The 19667-nt window shown below is 63.3% G+C and carries 17 protein-coding genes and 2 pseudogenes; 8 read left to right on the top strand and 11 right to left on the bottom strand.

Annotated features, from left to right (window positions below):
- Positions 1-6: 6 nt before the first annotated feature.
- The 5 genes from ACLLJI_RS19720 to ACLLJI_RS19700 all read left to right on the top strand — a co-directional run bounded on the left by ACLLJI_RS19720 (position 7) and on the right by ACLLJI_RS19700 (position 4261).
- Entirely contained in the window at positions 7-456 is a 450-nt protein-coding gene (locus ACLLJI_RS19720; protein WP_434615950.1) for a hypothetical protein, read from the top strand.
- Between the two features lie 111 nt (positions 457-567).
- Entirely contained in the window at positions 568-1515 is a 948-nt protein-coding gene (locus tag ACLLJI_RS19715; RefSeq protein ID WP_434615947.1) for an ABC transporter substrate-binding protein, read from the top strand.
- A 3-nt stretch (positions 1516-1518) separates the two neighbouring features.
- A complete protein-coding gene (locus ACLLJI_RS19710) occupies positions 1519-2469 on the top strand; it encodes an amino acid ABC transporter permease (RefSeq protein WP_434615944.1) in 951 nt (316 codons plus the stop codon).
- Positions 2466-3251: an amino acid ABC transporter ATP-binding protein gene (locus tag ACLLJI_RS19705; RefSeq protein WP_434615941.1), complete on the top strand. Its 786-nt coding sequence runs from the start codon at positions 2466-2468 to the stop codon at positions 3249-3251. The genes ACLLJI_RS19710 and ACLLJI_RS19705 overlap by 4 nt, the downstream gene beginning before the upstream one ends.
- Positions 3252-3295: 44 nt before the next feature.
- Positions 3296-4261, top strand: coding sequence for a PDR/VanB family oxidoreductase (locus ACLLJI_RS19700; RefSeq protein ID WP_434615938.1), 966 nt, complete (start codon positions 3296-3298; stop codon positions 4259-4261).
- Between the two features lie 178 nt (positions 4262-4439).
- Here the strand turns inward: ACLLJI_RS19700 and aceE are convergent, their stop codons facing one another.
- Positions 4440-7181 carry a pyruvate dehydrogenase (acetyl-transferring), homodimeric type gene (aceE, locus tag ACLLJI_RS19695; protein ID WP_434615935.1) on the bottom strand — a complete coding sequence of 914 codons (2742 nt, stop codon included), beginning with the start codon at positions 7179-7181 and terminating at the stop codon, positions 4440-4442.
- A 213-nt stretch (positions 7182-7394) separates the two neighbouring features.
- Here aceE and ACLLJI_RS19690 point away from each other — a divergent pair, with 213 nt between their 5' ends.
- The gene (locus ACLLJI_RS19690; RefSeq protein ID WP_434615932.1) at positions 7395-8186 is read left to right on the top strand and encodes an SDR family oxidoreductase; all 792 of its coding nucleotides are present in this window, start codon (positions 7395-7397) and stop codon (positions 8184-8186) included.
- A 171-nt stretch (positions 8187-8357) separates the two neighbouring features.
- Here ACLLJI_RS19690 and ACLLJI_RS19685 read toward each other — a convergent pair whose 3' ends face one another.
- The 8 genes from ACLLJI_RS19685 to ACLLJI_RS19650 all read right to left on the bottom strand — a co-directional run bounded on the left by ACLLJI_RS19685 (position 8358) and on the right by ACLLJI_RS19650 (position 16195).
- A complete protein-coding gene (locus ACLLJI_RS19685; RefSeq protein ID WP_434615929.1) occupies positions 8358-9848 on the bottom strand; it encodes a nucleobase:cation symporter-2 family protein in 1491 nt (496 codons plus the stop codon).
- Positions 9849-10037: 189 nt separating this feature from the next.
- Positions 10038-10937: a factor-independent urate hydroxylase gene (gene pucL / locus ACLLJI_RS19680; protein WP_434615926.1), complete on the bottom strand. Its 900-nt coding sequence runs from the start codon at positions 10935-10937 to the stop codon at positions 10038-10040.
- Positions 10938-10939: 2 nt separating this feature from the next.
- Positions 10940-11281, bottom strand: a complete 342-nt coding sequence (uraH, locus tag ACLLJI_RS19675; protein ID WP_283560059.1) for a hydroxyisourate hydrolase — start codon at positions 11279-11281, stop codon at positions 10940-10942.
- On the bottom strand, positions 11278-11775 hold the full coding sequence (uraD, locus tag ACLLJI_RS19670; protein ID WP_434621692.1) for a 2-oxo-4-hydroxy-4-carboxy-5-ureidoimidazoline decarboxylase: 498 nt from the start codon (positions 11773-11775) through the stop codon (positions 11278-11280). Before uraD ends, uraH begins: the two co-directional genes overlap by 4 nt.
- Before the next feature lie 309 nt (positions 11776-12084).
- Positions 12085-12555 carry a thioredoxin-dependent thiol peroxidase gene (gene bcp, locus ACLLJI_RS19665; protein ID WP_434615923.1) on the bottom strand — a complete coding sequence of 157 codons (471 nt, stop codon included), beginning with the start codon at positions 12553-12555 and terminating at the stop codon, positions 12085-12087.
- Positions 12556-12664: 109 nt separating this feature from the next.
- Entirely contained in the window at positions 12665-13573 is a 909-nt protein-coding gene (locus ACLLJI_RS19660) for an HpcH/HpaI aldolase/citrate lyase family protein (RefSeq protein WP_434621689.1), read from the bottom strand.
- A gap of 260 nt (positions 13574-13833) precedes the next feature.
- A complete protein-coding gene (locus ACLLJI_RS19655; protein WP_434615920.1) occupies positions 13834-14577 on the bottom strand; it encodes an aspartate/glutamate racemase family protein in 744 nt (247 codons plus the stop codon).
- Between the two features lie 130 nt (positions 14578-14707).
- Positions 14708-16195 carry an NCS1 family nucleobase:cation symporter-1 gene (locus ACLLJI_RS19650; protein ID WP_434621686.1) on the bottom strand — a complete coding sequence of 496 codons (1488 nt, stop codon included), beginning with the start codon at positions 16193-16195 and terminating at the stop codon, positions 14708-14710.
- Between the two features lie 611 nt (positions 16196-16806).
- On the opposite strand from ACLLJI_RS19650, the gene ACLLJI_RS19645 reads away from it, so the two are divergent.
- Entirely contained in the window at positions 16807-17760 is a 954-nt protein-coding gene (locus ACLLJI_RS19645; protein WP_434615917.1) for a pullulanase X25 domain-containing protein, read from the top strand.
- Between the two features lie 283 nt (positions 17761-18043).
- Here the strand turns inward: ACLLJI_RS19645 and ACLLJI_RS19640 are convergent.
- Positions 18044-18331 (bottom strand): annotated as a pseudogene (locus tag ACLLJI_RS19640) (SRPBCC domain-containing protein); the annotation flags it as partial.
- 48 nt (positions 18332-18379) lie between these two features.
- On the opposite strand from ACLLJI_RS19640, the gene ACLLJI_RS19635 reads away from it, so the two are divergent.
- Complete coding sequence (locus tag ACLLJI_RS19635; protein ID WP_434615129.1) at positions 18380-19468, top strand: IS630 family transposase; 1089 nt, start codon at positions 18380-18382, stop codon at positions 19466-19468.
- Here ACLLJI_RS19635 and ACLLJI_RS19630 read toward each other — a convergent pair.
- Positions 19442-19666: pseudogene (locus ACLLJI_RS19630) on the bottom strand (polyketide cyclase); the annotation flags it as partial. The gene ACLLJI_RS19635 and the pseudogene ACLLJI_RS19630 sit on opposite strands and share 27 nt — an antisense overlap.
- Between the last annotated feature and the right edge of the window lies 1 nt (position 19667).

Raw genomic sequence — 19667 nt, 5'->3', positions numbered from 1 at the left:
TCCGGTATGTGGATGCTGATCAGGGCCAACGCCCTGGGCGCGGAAACCTCCGCCGAGTCGGGTGCGAGGATCCTTGCGGCCTGTCCGGACTCGGCCGAACGTGGCGACCCGTGGCGCTGGACGATAGAGCTGAACGAGTCGACGGTGGAACCGGCTGTGACGCTGGAGGCGGATGAAAGCCACATTGCCGCAGTCAGCGCACGCTACGAGGGCGGGTACACCGGCCTGTTTCAGCGCGGCGCCGGGGAGCAGCTCATCGTGGCGGCATTGACGGGCGAAGCACTCGTGGCCGCGGAGAACGGGCCGTGGGAACGGTGGCTGCGCCGCGGTGATGTCTTCATCGTCGAAGGCGAAGATCCGGAGACCATCCGGCTGTCGCTGCCCGTCGGAGATTCCGCTGTGCAGGTCATTACGCTCGCACCAACGAAGGCCAAGGTACTCCGGTGGGTACCCTGACGGGTTCCCTCAACACCGCGCAGTGCCGCACACGTCAAAACTGCGCAGTGCTGCACTAAATTTCGTCGGTTACGTCCAGAGACACTGTTGCCGGACCATTCAGGTCGGCCCATGAAAGGTATCCAAATGCATCCTTCCCGCAAATCCATCCTCGTGACCGGTTGCCTGCTCCTGGCGCTGTCCATGAGCGCCTGTACCACCGTTTCGGAGGCCGCACCGAAGAACTCCGGAGCGGACACATCGGCCGCAGCGCCGTCCATCACCGAGATCAAAGTCAATCAGAAGGCCCGGGATCTGCTGCCCGAGAGCATCCGTTCGGCCGGGGTCCTGCGAGTCGCGTCCGACCCCACCTACGCCCCGTTTGAGTACTTCGATACGGACAATAAGACCATCATCGGCTGGGATGTCGACTTTTCCGACGCCGTCGCCGCAGCTCTGGGTCTGAAGGCGGAACATGTGGCCGGAACCTTCGACACCATCCTGCCCGGACTGGCATCGGGCAAATACGACATGGCCCTTTCGGCCTACTCGATCACGCCCGAGCGCGAGAAAATTGTTGACTTTGTCCAGTACATCAACGGTGGTTCCGGTGTTGCCGTCATGGCCGGAAACCCACAGAACATCACGATGGATCCGACGTCGATGTGCGGCAAGAAGATTGCCGGGCAGAAGGGGTCCATCCAGTCCATGGAACTGATTCCGTCCTTCTCGAAGGAATGCACCGCAAGCGGAAAGGCGGCTATCGAGGTGCAGAACTTCCCAGCGCAAACCGAGGCCAATCTCGCCCTGACGTCCGGGCGCGTCGATGGAGTGGTGGCGGACAGCACCTCATTGGCCTACCAGAGCAAACTGGCCGGCAATAAGTTCGAGTTGGCCAAGGGCAAGGACTACGACCCGGCCCCCGCGGGGCTGGCGCTGGCCAAGGATTCCGGGCTGAAGGACGCCGTCACGGAAGCCACCCGGGATGTCCTCGACAGCAGCTTCTACCGCGGCATCAGCAGCAAATGGGGCCTTCCGGACAGCGTTCTGGTGACCTCCGACGTACTGGATAAGAAGTAAGCGATGAAGGAAGATTCAGCGACCCTGACGGCTCCGGCGGCAACGGCGGAGCCGTCAGGCGACGCCTACACTGTCGTCAAGGCACGGCATCCCGGCCGCTGGGTGTCCGCCGTCGTCATCCTGGCCGTGGCGGGACTGTTGCTGCGCTCTGTCCTGACGAATCCCCACTTCGGCTGGGACGTCGTCGTGCTCTACCTCAGCGAGGTGTCCATCGGCAGGGGGATCCTAATTACGCTGGAACTGACGGCCATCAGTATGGTGATCGGCACCGTGCTCGGCGTCATCTTCGCCGTGATGCGGCTGTCAACCAACCCGGTGGTGCGCACGGCGGCATTTGGCTACGTGAACTTTTTCCGGGGCACACCGGTCCTGGTGCAGCTGCTGTTCTGGTTCAACCTGGCGGCGCTATACCCGGTCATCACCCTGGGCATCCCCGGCATCCATCTGGACGCCAATCAACTGATCACACCAATGACCGCGGCCATTCTGGGACTGGGCCTGAACCAGGGCGCGTATATGTCCGAGATTGTCCGCGCCGGCATTCTATCCGTGGACAACGGGCAGATCGAGGCGGCCGAGGCACTCGGGATTACCCGGATGCAGACCATGCGCCGGATAGTGCTGCCGCAGGCCATGCGCGTCATCATCCCGCCCACCGGCAATGAGACCATCGGGATGCTCAAAGCCACCTCATTGGTCAGCGTCATCTCGGTGCCCGAGCTGCTGTACTCGGCCCAGGTCATCTACGCGCGTACCTTCGAAACGATCCCCATGCTGATAGTCGCCAGCCTGTGGTACCTGCTGATTACGTCCGTATTGACCGTCGGCCAGTACTACCTGGAACGCCGTTACGCCCGCGGCAACCAGCGGGCCCTGCCGCCCACACCCCTGCAGCAGCTAAAGAAGTTCTTCCGCACCCACGATGCGCTCTCCCTGAAAGGCGGACGGCCATGACGGCACAAGCAACACTGGAGCCGATGATCAAGGCGGATGCGATCTGCAAAAGCTACGGGTCCCTCGAGGTCCTCAAGGGAATCGACCTGCAGGTGGCCTCCGGTGAAGTGATCTGCCTGATTGGTCCCTCCGGTTCCGGCAAGAGTACTTTCCTGCGCTGCATCAACCACTTGGAAACAGTCGACGGCGGGCGGATGTGGGTCGACGGCAGGATCGTCGGCTATGACCTCAAAGGCACGAAGCTCCACGAACAGAGCCACAAGGACATCTGCCGCCAACGCACCGACATCGGCATGGTCTTCCAACAGTTCAACCTGTTCCCGCATATGACCGTCGTGGAAAATCTGATCGAGGCTCCACGGTTGGTGCGCAAGGAAAAGAAGTCGGTGGCGGCCGAACGCGCATTGCGGCTGCTGGAAAAAGTGGGGCTGGGCGACAAAGCCGGCGCCTACCCGCGGCAGCTCTCCGGTGGTCAGCAACAGCGCGTGGCCATCGCCCGGGCATTGTGCATGGAGCCTAAGCTCATGCTTTTCGACGAGCCGACCTCCGCCTTGGACCCTGAGCTGGTGGGCGAGGTGCTCAAGGTGATGAAGGACCTCGCACAGTCCGGCATGACCATGGTCGTCGTCACCCACGAGATGAATTTCGCCCGGGATGTGGCGGACCGGGTGATCTTCATGGACGGCGGACACGTAGTTGAAGAGGGACCGGCCCGCGGCGTCATCACCAATCCCCAGAATGAGCGCACCAAGTCTTTCTTGGCATCAGTGCTCTCCGAGTAGCGGGCAGCTGATGGCCACCGGCCCCGACGACCGAAAGTAAAGCAATGAAAACAGCAGAGTTCTTCGACGTTAACGTCAGCAGCATCAGCCGGGAGTCGGACTGCGTGGTCTCCTTGACGCTCCAGTGCCCCTTCGGCGGGGAGCTGCCGCAGTGGGAGCCCGGGGCGCACGTGGATCTAATGCTGCCCAACGGGGTGATGCGCCAGTACTCCCTGTGTTCGGAAACCGGCCAGGCGGACTGGCGTGTCGCCGTGCTGCGCGAACCGGCCGGGCGCGGTGGCTCTGCCTTTGTCCATGATGAGCTGCGGCCCGGCACCAAGGTCCAAGTCCGTCCACCGCGGAACAACTTCGCGCTGGCGCCGGCCCCCGAATACCTGTTCATCGCCGGCGGCATCGGCATCACCCCGATCCTGCCGATGATCCGCAGGGCCGCGGAGACCGGTGTGCCCTGGCGCCTGGTGTATCTGGGCCGCAGCCGGAACAGCATGGCATTCCTTAACGAGCTAGAGGCCTACGGCGGCAGCGTCCACATCCATGCCGACGATGAAAGCGGGCTTTTCCCGCTGGCGGAGCTGCTTCACCAGCCCGGCGCCGGATTCCATCTCTACACCTGTGGACCGGGGCCGCTGCTTAAGATCATCCAGTCCATGACCGGGGCCTGGGCGGACGCCTCCCGGTTTCACTTTGAGCGGTTTGTCCCGGACCCGGCGGACGCCGGTGCTGCTGCGGCGGTGGTGGACGGAGACCACGATTTCACCGTGGAGCTGTCCGATGGCTCCGAAGTCGAAGTGCCGGCCGGAACCACCGTCCTGAAGGCGCTGGAAGGCGCCGGCCTGCCGGTGCTCAGCTCCTGCCAAGAGGGCATTTGCGGTACCTGCGAGACAGCGGTGGTCAGCGGCGAGATCGATCACCGGGACAGCCTGCTTTCGGAGGACGAGCGCCTGGCCGGGGATACCATGATGATCTGCGTCTCGCGCTGCAAGGGTAAACGGCTCGTTTTGGACCTTTAGCAAGGCTTCGGATCTGTTCACGGAGCCGGTGTGCGCGTGGACCCTTTCGTCCTGCCGGGTCAGATCCGCACAGAAAAGCCGGTCCGTCATGGGCCGGCTTTTCTGTGCACTCCCGGTGGCAGGTCCTGCCGCCGGGACGACGGCGAAACCCCGCCTTTAGTGTGGCGCTGGCGCGGCGCTAGCTGTCGCCGCCCGCGCCGCCCGTGGTGCCGGCGTTGACGTTGTTCAGCTGGTACTTCTCCGCGGCCAGTACCGGTACCGAGGAGTCGACCTCCCCGCGCTTGGCGAGCAGCTGCAGCGTCCGGACGACGACGGAGTGGGAGTCGATCTTGAAGAACCGGCGGGCGGCGGCGCGGGTGTCGGAGAAGCCGAAGCCGTCGGCCCCGAGCACCGCGTAGTCGCCGGGCACAAACTGCCGGATCTGATCCGGGACGGCCTTCATGTAGTCGCTGACCGCGATCACGGGTCCGCTGCTGCCCTGCAGTGCCGAGGTGACAAACGGCAGGCGCGGTTCCGCCGTCGGGTCCAGGAACTCCTGCTCCTCGGCCTCCAGCCCGTCGCGGCGCAGCTCGGTCCAGGACGTCACCGACCAGACATCGGCCGAAACTCCCCAGTCGTCGGCGAGGATCCGTTGGGCTTCCAGCGCCCACGGCACGGACACGCCTGAGGCGAGCAGCTGGGCCCGCGGGCCTTCCGTCCGGGAGGGAGCCAGCAGATACATCCCCTTGAGCAGCGCGTTGACGTCCAAGCCCTCCGGCTCGGCTGGCTGCGTGATCGGCTCGTTGTAGACCGTGATGTAGTACATAACGTTCGGATCGGTGTGCTTGCCGCCGTACATGCGCTCCAATCCGGCACGCATAATATGGCCGATTTCGTATCCGTACGCGGGGTCGTAGGTGACCACGGCCGGGTTGGTGGAGGCCAGCAGCGGGGAGTGTCCGTCCGCGTGCTGCAGTCCTTCACCCGTGAGGGTGGTGCGGCCCGCGGTGGCGCCGATGATGAAACCGCGGGTCATCTGGTCCCCGGCGGCCCAGAAGGCGTCGCCGGTGCGCTGGAACCCGAACATGGAGTAGAAGACGTAGACCGGGATCAGCGGTTCGCCATGCGTGGCGTAGGCGGTGCCCGCGGCCGTGAACGCAGCGACGGAACCGGCCTCGTTGATCCCAGCATGCACAATCTGACCGGACGTGGATTCCTTGTACGCCAGCACCAGGTCGCGGTCCACTGACAGGTAATTCTGGCCGTTCGGGTTGTAGATCTTCGCCGTCGGGAAGAAGGCATCGATGCCGAACGTGCGGGCCTCGTCGGGGATGATCGGCACAATCCGCTTGCCGAACTCCTTATCCCGGATCAGTTCCTTGAACAGCCGCACGAAGGCCATCGTGGTGGCGGCCTGCTGTTTGCCGGAGCCACGCTTGGCGATATCAAAGCTCTTCGAATCGCTCACCGGCAGCGCCTTATGCGCCGTCCGCCTTTCGGGAACGGAGCCGCCCAGTTCGGCGCGGCGTTCCATTAGGTATTTAATCTCCGGCGCCTCCATCCCCGGGTGGTAGTACGGGGGCCGGTACGGGTCCTTCTCCAGTACCTCGTCGGAGATGGGGATGCGGAGCAGATCGCGGAAGTCCTTGAGGTCCTTGAGCGTGAGTTTCTTCATCTGGTGCGTGGCGTTGCGGGCCTCGAAGTTGGTGCCCAGCCCGTAACCCTTGACCGTTTTCACCAGCACCACCGTGGGCTTGCCCTTGAACTCGGTGGCGGCCTTGTACGCCGCGTAGACCTTGCGGTAGTCGTGACCACCGCGCTTGAGGTTCCAGATCTCGTCGTCGCTCAGATCGGCAACCATTTCCTTGGTCTGCGCGGTCTGGCCGAAGAAGTGCTCGCGAACAAAACCGCCGGACTCGGCCTTGTAGGTCTGGTAATCGCCGTCGACCGTGGTATTCATGACCTCCACCAGCGCGCCCTCGCGGTCCTTGGCCAGCAGGTCATCCCACTCGCGGCCCCAGACAACCTTGATCACGTTCCAGCCGGCGCCGCGGAAGAAAGCCTCCAGCTCCTGCATGATCTTGCCGTTGCCGCGCACCGGCCCGTCCAGCCGCTGGAGGTTGCAGTTGATCACGAAGTTGAGGTTGTCGAGCTTGTCATTGGCCGCGAGTTGCAGCAGGCCGCGGCTTTCCGGCTCGTCCATTTCGCCGTCGCCCAGGAACGCCCAGACCTGCTGGTCGGAGGTGTCCTTGAGACCACGATTGTGCAGGTACCGGTTGGACTGCGCCTGGTAGATCGCGTTCATCGGGCCAATGCCCATGGAAACGGTGGGGAATTCCCAGAACTCCGGCATCAGGCGCGGGTGCGGGTAGGAGGAAAGCGCGTGCCCTTCCTTGGACTTTTCCTGCCGGAATCCGTCCAGATCCTGCTCGGACAGCCGGCCTTCCATGAACGCGCGGGCGTACATGCCGGGGGAGGCGTGGCCCTGGAAGAAGATCTGGTCTCCGCCGCCGGGGTGGTCCTTGCCCCGGAAGAAGTGGTTAAAGCCGACCTCGTAGATGGTGGAGGCGCCGGCGTAGGTGGAAATATGCCCGCCCACGCCGATATCGGGGCGCTGCGCACGGTGCACCATCACGGCGGCATTCCAGCGCAGCCAACGGCGGTAGCGCCGTTCAATATCCTCATCCCCCGGGAACTCCGGCTCCTGGTCCGCGGGGATGGTATTGACGTAGTCCGTCGTGGTCACCATCGGCACGCCGACGCTCTGCGCACCGGCCCGCTGCAGCAGGCTGCGCATAATGAATTGGGCGCGTTCCGTGCCCTGTTCCTGGATCAGGGAGTCCAGGGACTCGATCCACTCGGCAGTTTCTTCCGGATCGCCGTCCGGCAGTCGGTGGGTTAGTCCGCTCAGGATGTGGGAGTTCTCTTCGCCTGCGGCCACGTCAGACCTTTCGTCGTTGAAAGCGTTTCTCCCGGAGGTTCGACCGGTACGTCATATTTTCCGTATTATGAGAAACAAATATTGTAGAATGAGAATACAGGTGTCTGCGGGAGCGGTCAATACCCATCGCCCGGTGGCATGTCGGTTGAATGTTGAAATGGAGATCCCGTGAGCAGCGGACTATGCAGCGACTCGAGGAATGACGCGGGGAGTATGTCGGACAGAGACCCGGGCAGCGGGTGCGTCGGCGGGAAGAACGACGGCGGCAGGGTCGCCGTCGTGACCGGCGCCGGCTCGGGGATCGGCCGGGCCGTGGCACGACTGCTGCTGCGCTCCGGATATCGGCTGGTCCTGGCCGGTCGGAGGGAGCAGGAACTCCACGACACCGCCGACGGTCATGCCGCCGCACTGATACAGCCAACCGACGTGACCCTGCCGGACGAGGTCGAAGCACTCTTTGACCGCGGGGTGGGGGAATTCGGACGGGTGGATGTGCTGTTCAACAACGCGGGCATATTTGGTCCCGTCGGGTCGGTGGACGAGATCTCCCTGCGGGACTGGGAAAGCACCGTGTCCGTGAACCTGACCGGATCCATGCTTTGCGCCGCGGCCGCAGTACGGGCCATGAAGGCGCAACAGCCGCAGGGCGGAAGGATCATCAACAACGGCTCGATCTCCGCGCATTCGCCGCGGCCCCGGTCGGCAGCCTATACGGTGACCAAACATGCCATGACGGGGCTGACCAAGTCCATCGAACTGGACGGGCGCGAATTCGGCATCACCTGCGGGCAAATCGACATCGGCAACACCGCGACGGACATCATGTCAACCCTCGGCGTGGGCACGGGTGCCCTGCAGGCGGACGGCCGGCGCCTGGTGGAGCCCACGTTCCCGGTGGCCGAAGCGGCCCGGGCGGTGCTGATGATGGTGGATATGCCGCCGTCGGTCAGCGTTGGATCCGTGCTGATCACGGCTGCTGGCATGCCTTTCATAGGCCGAGGCTGATCTGACGTAGTCAATGGATACAGCCGGCACAACGCTGCCGTCCGCTTCCCGGCAGGGCTGCTGACGGCAGCGTTGAGCCTGCTGCGGATCCAGTGTCCCGAACGCATCGACTGTGCAGCCGATGGGTGAACGAGACCCCGTTCGGTCACCTGCTGCACAGTCGACGTGAATCTAGTGCCCGGATTCGACCCGGCGGATCGGCACCTCGGAGCCGGCAGCATCAATGAGTTTGCCGTCTTCCCAACGGTCGCCGTGCTCCAGGGCTTCCACCACCTCAGCAGGAACCAAGCGGTCAGCTGCGGCGGCGAACACTGACGGGTTCTCCGAGTTGCCGGCCTTGAGGTGATTGAACAGCAGGTTCAGCAGGATCGCCATGATGGCTGCAGAGCTGATGCCGGAGTGGAAGATGGTCGCGAACCAGTCGGGGAACTTGTTGTAGAACGTAGGCGCGGCGATGGGAATGATCCCCGCACCAATGGCTGTCGCCACGATGATCAGGTTCATGTTGTTTTTGTAGCTGACCGTGGAGAGCGTACGGATACCGCTGGCTGCCACCGTACCGAACAGGACGATGCCCGCGCCGCCCAGGACCGACGTCGGCACGGCTGCCACCACGCGTCCCATCACGGGCAACAGACCCAGGATCACCAGGATGACGCCGCCGGCGGCAACGACAAACCGGCTCTTAATGCCCGTGACGGCCACTAGACCTACGTTCTGGGCAAAGGCGCTTTGCGTGAAAGAGCCGAAGATGGGGGCCACGGCACTGGCGGCCATATCCGCCCGCAGGCCGTTGCCGAGCCGTTTGGCATCAACCTTCGTGCCGACGATTTCGCCGACCGCCAGGATATCCGCTGAGGTCTCCACCATGATGACCAAAACAACGATGAACATGGAGATGATGGCGGCAATGTTGAACGTGGGCAAGCCCAGGTGGAACGGTACGGGGAACGCGGCGATCTCACCGACGCCGACTTTGGAGAAGTTGGCCATCCCGAGGGGTACAGCCACCAGCGTGCCGATCACAATGGCCAGCAGGATCGAGAGGCGCGAAATGGTGCTGCTGCCAAGCTTGCTGAGCAGCAGGACGATGGCCAGGGTCAGGGCTGCCAGCCCAATATTGGCGACGCTGCCGTAGTCCGGGGCTTTGGCGTTGCCCCCCATGGCCCAATTGGCCGCGACGGGCATCAGGGACAGCCCGATGACGGTGATCACGGTCCCGGTCACCACGGGCGGGAAGAACTTTATGATCTTGGAAAAGATGGGGGTGATCAGGAACCCGATCACGGAGGAGACAATGACGGCGCCGAAGACAGATTGGATGCCGCCACCGCCCTTGACGATTGCCACCATGGTCGCAACGCCGGCAAACGATACGCCTTGGACCAGCGGCAGCTGGGAGCCGAAGAACGGCACACCCACAGTCTGCAGCAACGTGGCGAGGCCGCCCATGAAAAGGCAGGCGGCAATCAGCAGGCCGATATCCGCGGTGTTCATACCCGCGGCCTGCCCAACGATCAGCGGCACGGCAATGATGCCGCCGTACATGGTCAGGACATGCTGGAGCCCGTAGCCGAAGCTGGCCCCTATCGACATCCGCTCGTCTTCGGGCCTGTCGGTGGTCGCGGGCCGCGAGCGTCGTAATCTGGTTGATTTAGACATTTTGCTGTATCTCCGTCTCGGCAATCAATCGTGCCGTCATGAAAAATTTTGGTCATGCGGGGTGCATGAAAAGCTTTGGTCATGAAACTGCCCGATTGATACTTCGCTTGGCGGGTTCTTCCGCGCTGAAAGTGTCGGGTCAAGAGTGTCCCGGGACGGGCGGTCAGCCCGTCCCCGGGGCACCAGGTCCTAGCAGAAGCCGGCGATGCCTTCCCAGGCCCGGCCGGCGTCGGATGCGTCTTCACGCAGGACCGTTGCTTCGATCAGACCGTAAGGACGGTCAGCGGCGAAGAAGACCTCGTTCGGATTGTCCAACCCGAAGGGAGACAGATCCACGAGGAAGTGGTGCTTGTTCGGCATGGAGAACTTGATCTCATCGATTTCGGGGTGGGCCTCGAGGACCTTCTTGCCCATTCCGTACAGGGTGTTCTGCAGGGCTGTGGAGTAGTTCTCCGTAAATCCTTCCAGCAGCAGGGCCTTGACGTCGTCGTAGGCCTTGTTGAAGTCAACGTCGGTGGTGTTGTAACGCCACCGGGCTGCGACCTCGGTCGACAAGATCCGCTCACTTGTCTCAGCCAAGGTGGTGTACTTGTCCACCGGGAAGCCCTCGAAGCCGGACTGAGTGGTCTTAAGGACCGTCAGGCCCTTGAGGCCGCCCACGACCTGGACGTCGTCGCCGTCCTTGACGACGACGGCGGTCCGGGTTTCCGTTCCGTTCTTGACGAACGAGTGGTTGTGCGCGGACCCATCGGCCTGGATGCGGTCCCAGGTATAGGACTCTGCCGCCCACCGGCCGCCGTCCACCCACTCGAAGCCGGAGGTGAAGTGCTCGGCCAAGCGGAGCAGGAACTTCTCCGGCGAGCCGACGCCTTCACGGGCAAAGGCGTAGACGGTGTTCTTCTGCGTATCCGTCGGGACGACATGCGCGTTGTCGCCTTCCAGGTGGGCTGCCTCGAAGTCCCCGCGCAGCTCGGAGGTGACGTTGAGGTCCTCGATCTCGTGGCGGTCCGTGTCGCGGGTGACCTTGACCAGGCGGACCTCCGCCTTGCCGAACTGGTTGGCGCCGAGAATGATGTTGTTGCTGCTCATGATTAGTTTCCTCTGTACGTTGAGTAGGCGAATGGACTGAGCAGCAGCGGCACGTGGTAGTGCGCCTCGCTCTGGGCGACAGTGAATGTCAGCACAACCTCCGGGAAGAAGGTGTCCGTGTTGATGCCGGCGAAGTAGGCCCCGGTGGCAAAGTGCAGCCGGTAATCTCCGGAGGCAAGCCGCTCGGGGCCAAGGTCTTTCACCCGACCGTCGGCATCTGTTTTGCCCGTCGCAATCGTGGACCAAGCGTCACCGTCGCGGGCATAAAGCTCGACGGCGACACCTGCCGCCGGCGTGCCGGCTGCGGTATCCAGAATGTGGGTGGTCACATGGGAGACGCTCACGCGGTTACTCCTCCTTTGAGCCGCAACAGGGCGATTTCGCGCAACTGCTGGGCAACGATGGGATTCTCGGTTTCGGGAGTGTTCTGCAGACGCTCGTTGAGGGCGGCCAGGATTTCGCGTGAACTCCGACCGGCGGCCCGGATCAGGAAGACCCGGCCGAATTTTTCCTCATACGACCGGTTTCCCGCCACGAGCTCTGCCGCCACCTGTGCATCGGTAGGGCCGAGAGCTGCCTGTTCGGAACGAGACAGGGCAGCCTCGGCATTGCTGCCGGCTGCGCGTTCCCCGATCCGGGGGTGGTGGGAGAGCGCCGATTCGATTTCCGCGTCTGCGAACGGATTGGCTGCCTTGCCGGCGTAGTCCAGCAAGGCTTCGATGCTGATAAAAGGCCGGGCCTGGGCTATCTCGTCGATCCAACGCGGTACGTCAATACAGGGGCGGAGGACGGCGACCGCCTCGGAGGGCTCTAACTGATTGAATCGCTCAAGGGTCATTTGTTCAAGCAACATTGCTTGTACCTCGTACTAAAAATGCTGGCATCCACGGTGTAGGGCTATACGAAAATAAATCTCGCATCGTGGAACTGTTATTTCAGCATATGTAATAGTGAACCGTGTCACATCGCCCCTGTCAAGCCCACGACGAAAGATTCTCGGGCAAGGAAAGATTCTCGGGCAAGTTTTGTCCAGAGGACCGGACGCGGCGGCGGGCCAAGGCCCCTGGCCCGCAGCGGAAGCCGCAGGTTTCGGGCGCGCCAAGGCCCCGGCCCGGAGCGTCCGGGTCGGGGCCTGTCGTGGATGGGGTCAGCTCACGCCGAGGGTCTCCCGCAGCTGCGCGACGTGACCGGTTGGCGCAACACTGTAGGCTGCGTGGGTCACGCGGCCCTCGCTGTCCAGCACGAAGGTGGAGCGCAGCACACCCTCCGTTTCCTTGCCGCTCACGGTTTTAGCCCCCCAGGCGCCCCATTCGCGCGCTACCTGCGCGCCGTCGTCGGACAGCAGCGGAAAGGTCAGGCCCTGGTCCTCGATAAAACTGCTCAACTCTTCGGGTGAGTCGGGGGAGATCCCGACCACCTCGTAGCCGCCCTTCTTCAGCGAGCCGAGGCTGTCGCGGAAGTCGCAGGCCTCGGTGGTGCACCCCGGCGTCGCGGCCTTGGGATAGAAATACACCACAACGTTGCGGCCGCTGAAATCGGAGAGGGAAACGGTGCTGCCGGAGGCATCCTGGAGGCTGAAGCCGGGCGCAGTTGTTCCGGGCTTGAGTTGTGACGACATGGTGGGTCCTTAATTCTCTTCTGAAGGGTTTGGGTTATCGGTTTTTGACGGCAAAATCTCTCCGCGGACTTCAGCCGTCGGCTTGGCCGGGTCGGCGGAGCGGGCCGGATTACGGAAGCGCCGGATAAAGGCCGAGCGCCGTTGCCAGGGTGAGAATCTTGCGGGCGCGGCCTATCCGGGGCAGATCGCTGCCGTCCCGGATAATCCCGCCGCGGGCTTCGAAATCGGCAAGGAAGTCGCAGGCCCAGGCCATGTCTGTCGGGGTAGGGCTGATGACCTCGTTGACCACTGGCGTCTGATCTGTGGACAGGCACAGCTTGCCGGTCATTCCCATCATCACAGTAATGCCCGACTGCTCCCGCAGGATCGGATGACTGGTGCCAACGGTCGGGCCGTCGATGGGACCGGGAAGGTTCCCTGCACGGCTGGCCACCACCAGTTTTGCCCGCGGGTAAGCCATGGCCTCCCGGTCCGCACTCATGCCGGTATCGCGCCGGAAGTCACCGCTGCCGAACGCCAGCCGGAAGGCGCCGTGGGCTCTCGCGATGTGGGTTGCCTCCTCGATGCCGCAGGCGGATTCGACCAGGGCGACTATCCGGTGCTTGCCGCCGAGCCGGTCAAAGGTGGTCGAGACCTGTTCCGGCGATTCGGTTTTCGCGAGCATCACGCCCAGCAGACCGGGCGCATCCCGGAGGGCCGCCAGATCGTCGGCCCAGAAGTCCGAGGTCGCGTCATTGACGCGCACCCATGCCCTGCCGCCGTCGTGCAGCCAGCGGTTGACGGCCTCCCTGGCCTCAGGTTTTTTACCCGGATCAACGGCGTCCTCTATGTCCAGCACGATGGCGTCGGCGGCCGAGGCTGCGGCTTCTCCGAAGGCTTCGGGGCGGGTGGCCGGCACCAGCAGCCACGAGCGGGCGACGTCGGCCTCTACGGTCTTGGGCCGCACTGCCTTAGCCTGCGCCGGCTCGCTTGAGGATTCGGCGCGCAGTGGTTCCCTGCTGATGGTGGCGCTGTGCATCACGAGGTGCCTCCTTCTATGATTTCGTATCGCGAAAAGAAATTATTGTCCAGTGAAATAATGCTAGGACTTTCCCTCGGGTTAGTCAACGAAACCGCATCCGTATCATTCGGCCACAACCGCGATGCTGTCCCTCCTGCGCGCCTGATGGTGGAAGGTCACCGGCGGAACCCGAGTCACGCGCGGCGGGTGCCGAGTCACACGCCGCGGAAGCCGAGTCACGCGCCGCGGAAGCCGAGTCACGCGCCGCGGAAGCCGAATCAGACGGTGGCGTCGTCGAGACGCAGTTCAAGGGGCCAGCCAATGACCTTCTTCGGGCGTGGTGTCGCGTAGGTGCGCACCTTTGAGGTTGAAAGTCCCATCCGGACCAAGGATTCCGCGATGGTCACTGCGGAGGCTACGCCGTCCACCACCGGGACGCCCAGCCGGGTGCGGATCTGTTCGTCGAGGCCCGCCATGCCGCCGCAGCCGAGGACGATAACTTCTGCCTTGTCCTGCGTTACCGCGCGTTCGGCCTGGTCGGTGATCGCAGCCACGGCCCGCGCCGGGTCTTCCTCTAGCTCCAGCACCGCAAGCCCGCTGGCCCGGACGGAGGCACAGCGTGCGTCCAGTCCGGCCAGTTTCAACCGGTCCTCGATGAGCGGGACCGTCCGATCCAAGGTGGTCACCACGGAGTACTTGTGGCCCAGGAACATGGCGGTGCTCGCCGCCGCTTCGGTGATATCCACCACCGGCACGTCCAGCAGCTCCTGCAGCCCTTCGCGCCCGTGCTCGCCGTACCCGGCCTGGATGACGGCGTCAAAAGGCTCCGGATAAGCAAGGATCTTGTCCATCACGGCGACGGCGGCCAGGTAGCTTTCGAAGTTCCCCTCGCAGGAGTCCGCTCCGAACCGCGGCGTCAGCCCGATGATTTCGGTGCCCGGCGCGGCCACGGCACGGGCTTGGTTGGCGATGGAATCGGTCATGGACCGGGTCGTGTTCACGTTGGCGATCAGGATGCGCATCAGAGTGGTCTTTCAGGTTGGCTGGTTCAGTTGGCTGTCAGTGCCCGCCGGCCCGGTGTCATCCGGGCCGGCGGCCCGTGTTAATGCGCCCGGGGGCACTGAGTTAGTGCACGTGAGTTAGTGCACGCTGTTAGTGCACGCTGGGGACGGCGATCGGCTCGCCCGAAACATCACGGAATGTCCGCTTGCGGTCGGCCAGTGCAAAGTAGAGCACTGCCCCGAGGCCGGCGCCGAAAAACCACGAGAACGCGGAGAGCGGCTCAAGCACAGGAACGAAGGCGATGACGAGGGAGATGACGGCGGCAGGGATGAATGCGGCGATTGCCCGCACGTTGAAGCCGTTGCGGTAGAAGTAGGATCCGCTGGCGACCTCGCTGTATAGCTCCGGGACGTCGATCCTGGTGCGGCGGATCAGCCAATAGTCGGCCATGATAACGCCGAACAGCGGGCCGAGCAGGGCCCCCAGGCCACCGAGGAAGTACACGATCACGACTGGGTTGTTGTACAGGTTCCAGGGCAGGATGACCAGTCCGATGATGGCGCTGACCAGGCCGGCACGGCGGAAGTTCAGCTTCCTGGGGAACAGGTTGGTGAGTGCGTAGATAGGAGCGACGAAGTTGGCCATCAGGTTCACCGCGATGGTCAGCACCAGCAGGGCCAGTGCGGCGGCCACCAGCAGGATCGTGTTGGGGACGGTCTGCACGATGTCGGATGGGCTGGCGATAATAGTGCCATTGATTTTGAACTGGGCGCCGGCCAGGACGACGACGATGACGCCGAAGAGCAGCATGTTGATCGGGATGCCCCAGAAATTACCCTTAATGATGGACTTGCGGGTAGTGGAGGAACGGGTGAAGTCGCAGAAGTTGAGCACGAAGGTGGCGTAGATGGAGACCCAGAGGGCGCCACCGGCGAAGATGGTGCGCCACATCTCACCGCCGGTGAGGCTGTGGCTCGTGGACCACGCGATGGATCCGCCGGCCTGGACGAACATCCACACGGCCAGGGAGATCATGGTGACGAGGATGATGGGTCCTGCGAACGCCTCGTACTTGCGGATCATATCCATGCCGTACCTGACGATGACGACCTGCACAATCCAGAGGAACACGAAAGTGACCCAACCCAGGGTGGACAGTCCGAGGATCGAGTTGCCGTCCAGATCCTTGAGCCCGGGGACGAGAGCGATCAACAGAACGCGCAGCACCAGGGACGCAAGATAGGTCTGAATGCCGAACCAGACGATGGCGACCCCGCCTCGGATCAGGGCGGGAATTTGTGCCCCATGAATGCCGAATGCGATGCGGCTCATGACCGGGAACGGGACACCGGTCTTGTGCCCCATAAATCCAGAAAACGTCAGCAGTATGAATAGGAGAACCGCGCCAATGCCCAGGGCCAGCAGAATCTGCCAAGCGCCAAGGCCCAGTGCAAAGAGTCCAAGAGCGAAACCATAGTTGCCCAGACTATGCACATCGTTGGCCCACAGCGTGAAAATGCTGTACGCGCTCCACCGCCGGCCGGCCATCTGAGTAGGGGCGAGGTCCTGGTTGTAGAGCCGCGGACTAGTGGAGGGGACGCCCTGGATACCCAGCGCTACGGCCGGCGGCTGATGCATTATCGGGTCGGGGTGTTCGTGGTGTTCGTGGTGTTTGTGGTGTTCGTTGTGTTCGTTCGGGGTCATGTCGGCAGGTGGCGTGGCGTTCGGGGCGAAACTCATCGGGAACCTTTTCTGCGGGAAGGCGCTTCGGATATATGGAAGCGCGTCAGAATGTTTAGGGACCGGTATCTGAATGCGCCGCTTGGGCGATCAGATACACGTAAGGGGAAGCCAGGCGGAGTCGCCCGGGTCTCCCTGACTGCTGCCGAACTCGCTTTCAGCGCAGTGTGCTTGGAAGTATGCATCGATCAGAACCAATCATTCGTTCCACCTCACCGTGGAGGATTGAGACAACTGTAATCCGCATCATAGATTTCCGCAATAGAAGAACAAATATCCGCATCGTGGAATATGATGACGGCGGGAGCCCTGAACACCGTGTCCGGGGAGTTCCGCACCCTCGCCCGGTTTCTGCCGCGGCGGATGCAGTGATCAGCGGCGCTGCCGGGCCTGACATGCCGCCCCGCCGTCGATGGGTTCTTTTATGACGGTGAAGATAGGCCCCGCATGGTGCGCCGGGCCCGCGGCTGGCAGACTGGGAGCACACTGAAACTCGCAGGAGGAAAACCGTGGGACTTGACATCGGGAATAACAGCAACCGCCGCCTTAAAGCCGTGCTCGACATCATGGCGGCCGGGGTCTGGCGGGGCGAGAAGCCGGGCGCCGGGACGGTACTGACGGAGGCCGTCGAACGGGTACCGTTGGACGCTGAGGAAAGCCAGTTGCTCAGCGGGGGAGTGCCGAGGGGCCACAAGGCCCTGACCACGGCAACCGCCAAGCTGGTGAAGGCCGGATGGCTGTTGAAGGGACGGTCCGGTTGGTCGCTCACCGACGACGGGCTGCGGGCCACGGTGGCCTTCCCCGACGCGGACTCGCTGGCGGCTGCGCTTGCGGCCGGGACGCCGGTACCGGCCGACATGCCGGTGCCGACCGCCGCGCCCGAGCAGCCAAAGGAAACGGTGGCTCGTGCCGCAAAGGCGTCCGCAAAGACTCCGGCGGCGCGGGCAAAAGCGACGACGGCGGCGGACCAGCCCGGGACTGGCGCGCCGGAAGCAGCGGCGACCGGCACACGGAAATCCCGTCCGCGCAAGGCTGCTGCCGCGCCGGACGCCCCAGCGTCTGTCGAAGCGCTGGCACCCGAAGCGCAGACACCCGAAGCGCAGACGCCCGTAGCGCAGGCGCCGGAACCCGCGCAAGGTGGCCCGTCCGCCGTCGAACTCGGCCCGCAGCCGGACTCGGTCGCCATCGTGGGTGACTTCGGCATTCTGTTGGGCGCGCCGGAAAACTGGGAACCCGACTTTGCCGAGGTGCAGATGAGCTTCGACGACTCGGATCGGCTCTGGAAGCTGAGCGCCGAACTGCCCGAAGGTTTTTACAGCTACAAGGCCGTGGTCAATCGGAGCTGGGACGAGAACTACGGGGCATTTGGGGTGCGCAGCGGGTCCAACCACGAGCTGCACCATGCCGGCGGAACGATCACTTTCCGCTACGACCACGGCACCAAGGACGTCCTGACTGACTGACGGCCACGTGGGCGGCGGGCGGGGGATGATGTTCCGCACCGGACGCACCGGACGCACCAGCTGTGGACATCGGAGCCTGCAACTTGGAATAGCGGGGGCGGATGTCCACAGCTGGTGCGAAATCTTGTCTTCCTGCTGTTCCACCCCGACTCACGGCCGCGGTGCTCGAGGGGGATTAGCGGTTTTTCGGGCCCGGACGTTGTCGCGGTAGAACCCGATAGCCGGTCAGTGTCACTGGCCGGCAGGACGACAGCTTTGAAGGTCTAGTCCATGGTCCGTCTACTTAGATTCCCAGCAGCTCGTCGAGCCGTTCGTATCCCTCGGACAAGCCGCCTTCCATGCCAGCGGAAGCCATGCCGTCGCGGGCCTCCTGGCTGGGGTAGACGGCGTGCCCGCGGAGCCGCGTGCGTCCGTCGCCGAGGTCTTCAAACGTCGCGAATTCGATGCTGACTACGTCCGGATAGCCGTCGAATTCGAAAGTTTGGATGGCAAACTCGTTTTCCCGGACGGTATGGAAGACGCCGCTAAACGCGTAGGAGACGCCGTCGGGACCGGTGTGGTGGTAAAGGTAGTGGTGTGTCTCCAAAATAGTTTATGACTTGTGGATTAAGCTGGGAACATGTCGAATCCAGCTCCCGCATTGACCCTCACCGACGCCCAGCACCAGGTCTTGGAGGCCCTGTCCAAGTCTCGGCTTGCTTCACATCGCGAGGTGCAGCGGGCGCAGGTTCTCCTGATGGCTGCCGAGGGCCTGGCTAACGAGTGGATCTCCCGGGTGGTGGGTGTAAGCCCGGCGACGGTGCGGGCTTGGCGTGCCCGGTTCGTAGGGGAAGGGCTGAAGGAGTTCGGCAAGGTCAAGGAGGGGCGGGGGCGCAAGCCGGCGATCCCGGAGTCGAAGATCGCCGAAATCGTTGAATTGACGCGGTTTTCCAAACCGGAGGGTGCGACGCATTGGTCGGTGCGGTCCATGGCGGCACGTGTCGGTGTGTCTCCGGCGCAGGTGCAGCGGATTTGGGCGGCACGTGGGCTGAAGCCGCACCTGATCAAGACGTTCAAGCTCTCCACCGATCCGAACTTTGACGAGAAGCTCATTGATGTGTGCGGGCTGTACCTGAATCCGCCGGAGAACGCGATGGTTTTCTGCATGGATGAGAAGACCTCGATCCAGGCTCTTGACCGTTCCCAACCGTCCCTGCCGATGGTCAGGGGTCGGGCCGAGACCGTAACGCATGACTACAAGCGCAACGGAACCACCACGCTCTTCGCGGCCTTGGAGGTCGCCACGGGAAAGGTCCTGGGATCCTGCGTGCCCAAGCACCGGCACGATGAATTCCTGGGGTTTCTAAAAACCATCGAGAAGGAGGTCCCCAAGGGCCTTCAAATCCACCTCATAGTGGACAACTATGCGACCCATAAGCATTCGAACGTGAAAGCGTGGCTGGAGAAGAACCCGCGGTTTCACCTGCATTTCACCCCAACCTCCTCCTCCTGGCTGAACCTGGTGGAGCGCTGGTTCAGGGACCTCACGGAGAGGGCACTGCGCCGCGGGGTCTTCCACTCGGTGCCGGATTTAATCGAGAAAATCGAAGCCTACATCCGCGTCAACAACGAGAACCCCACGCCGCTGATTTGGACAGCGACCGCCGACTCCATCATCGAAAAAGTCCGCCGCGGACGCGTAGCCCTCCAAGCCACAAAACAAAACTGAGACACTACAGTAGCTGCCGCCGGTGCGGAAATCGTAGTGGTCGATCTCGATTTTGTTGTGGCGCGGACCGAGCCATTGGGCGATCAGCTTCGGCTCAGAGTGCGCCCGGAACACGGCCGCCACGGGGAAAGCAAACTCCCGCTCAAAGTCAATGAACGGGACGCCGTCGGAGACGGTGAGTTTGAGTGCGTTGCTCATG

It is taken from the genome of Arthrobacter sp. A5, from assembly GCF_051131705.1.
Taxonomy (GTDB): Bacteria; Actinomycetota; Actinomycetes; order Actinomycetales; family Micrococcaceae; genus Arthrobacter_M.
This window is presented reverse-complemented; position numbering and strand designations above follow the sequence as displayed.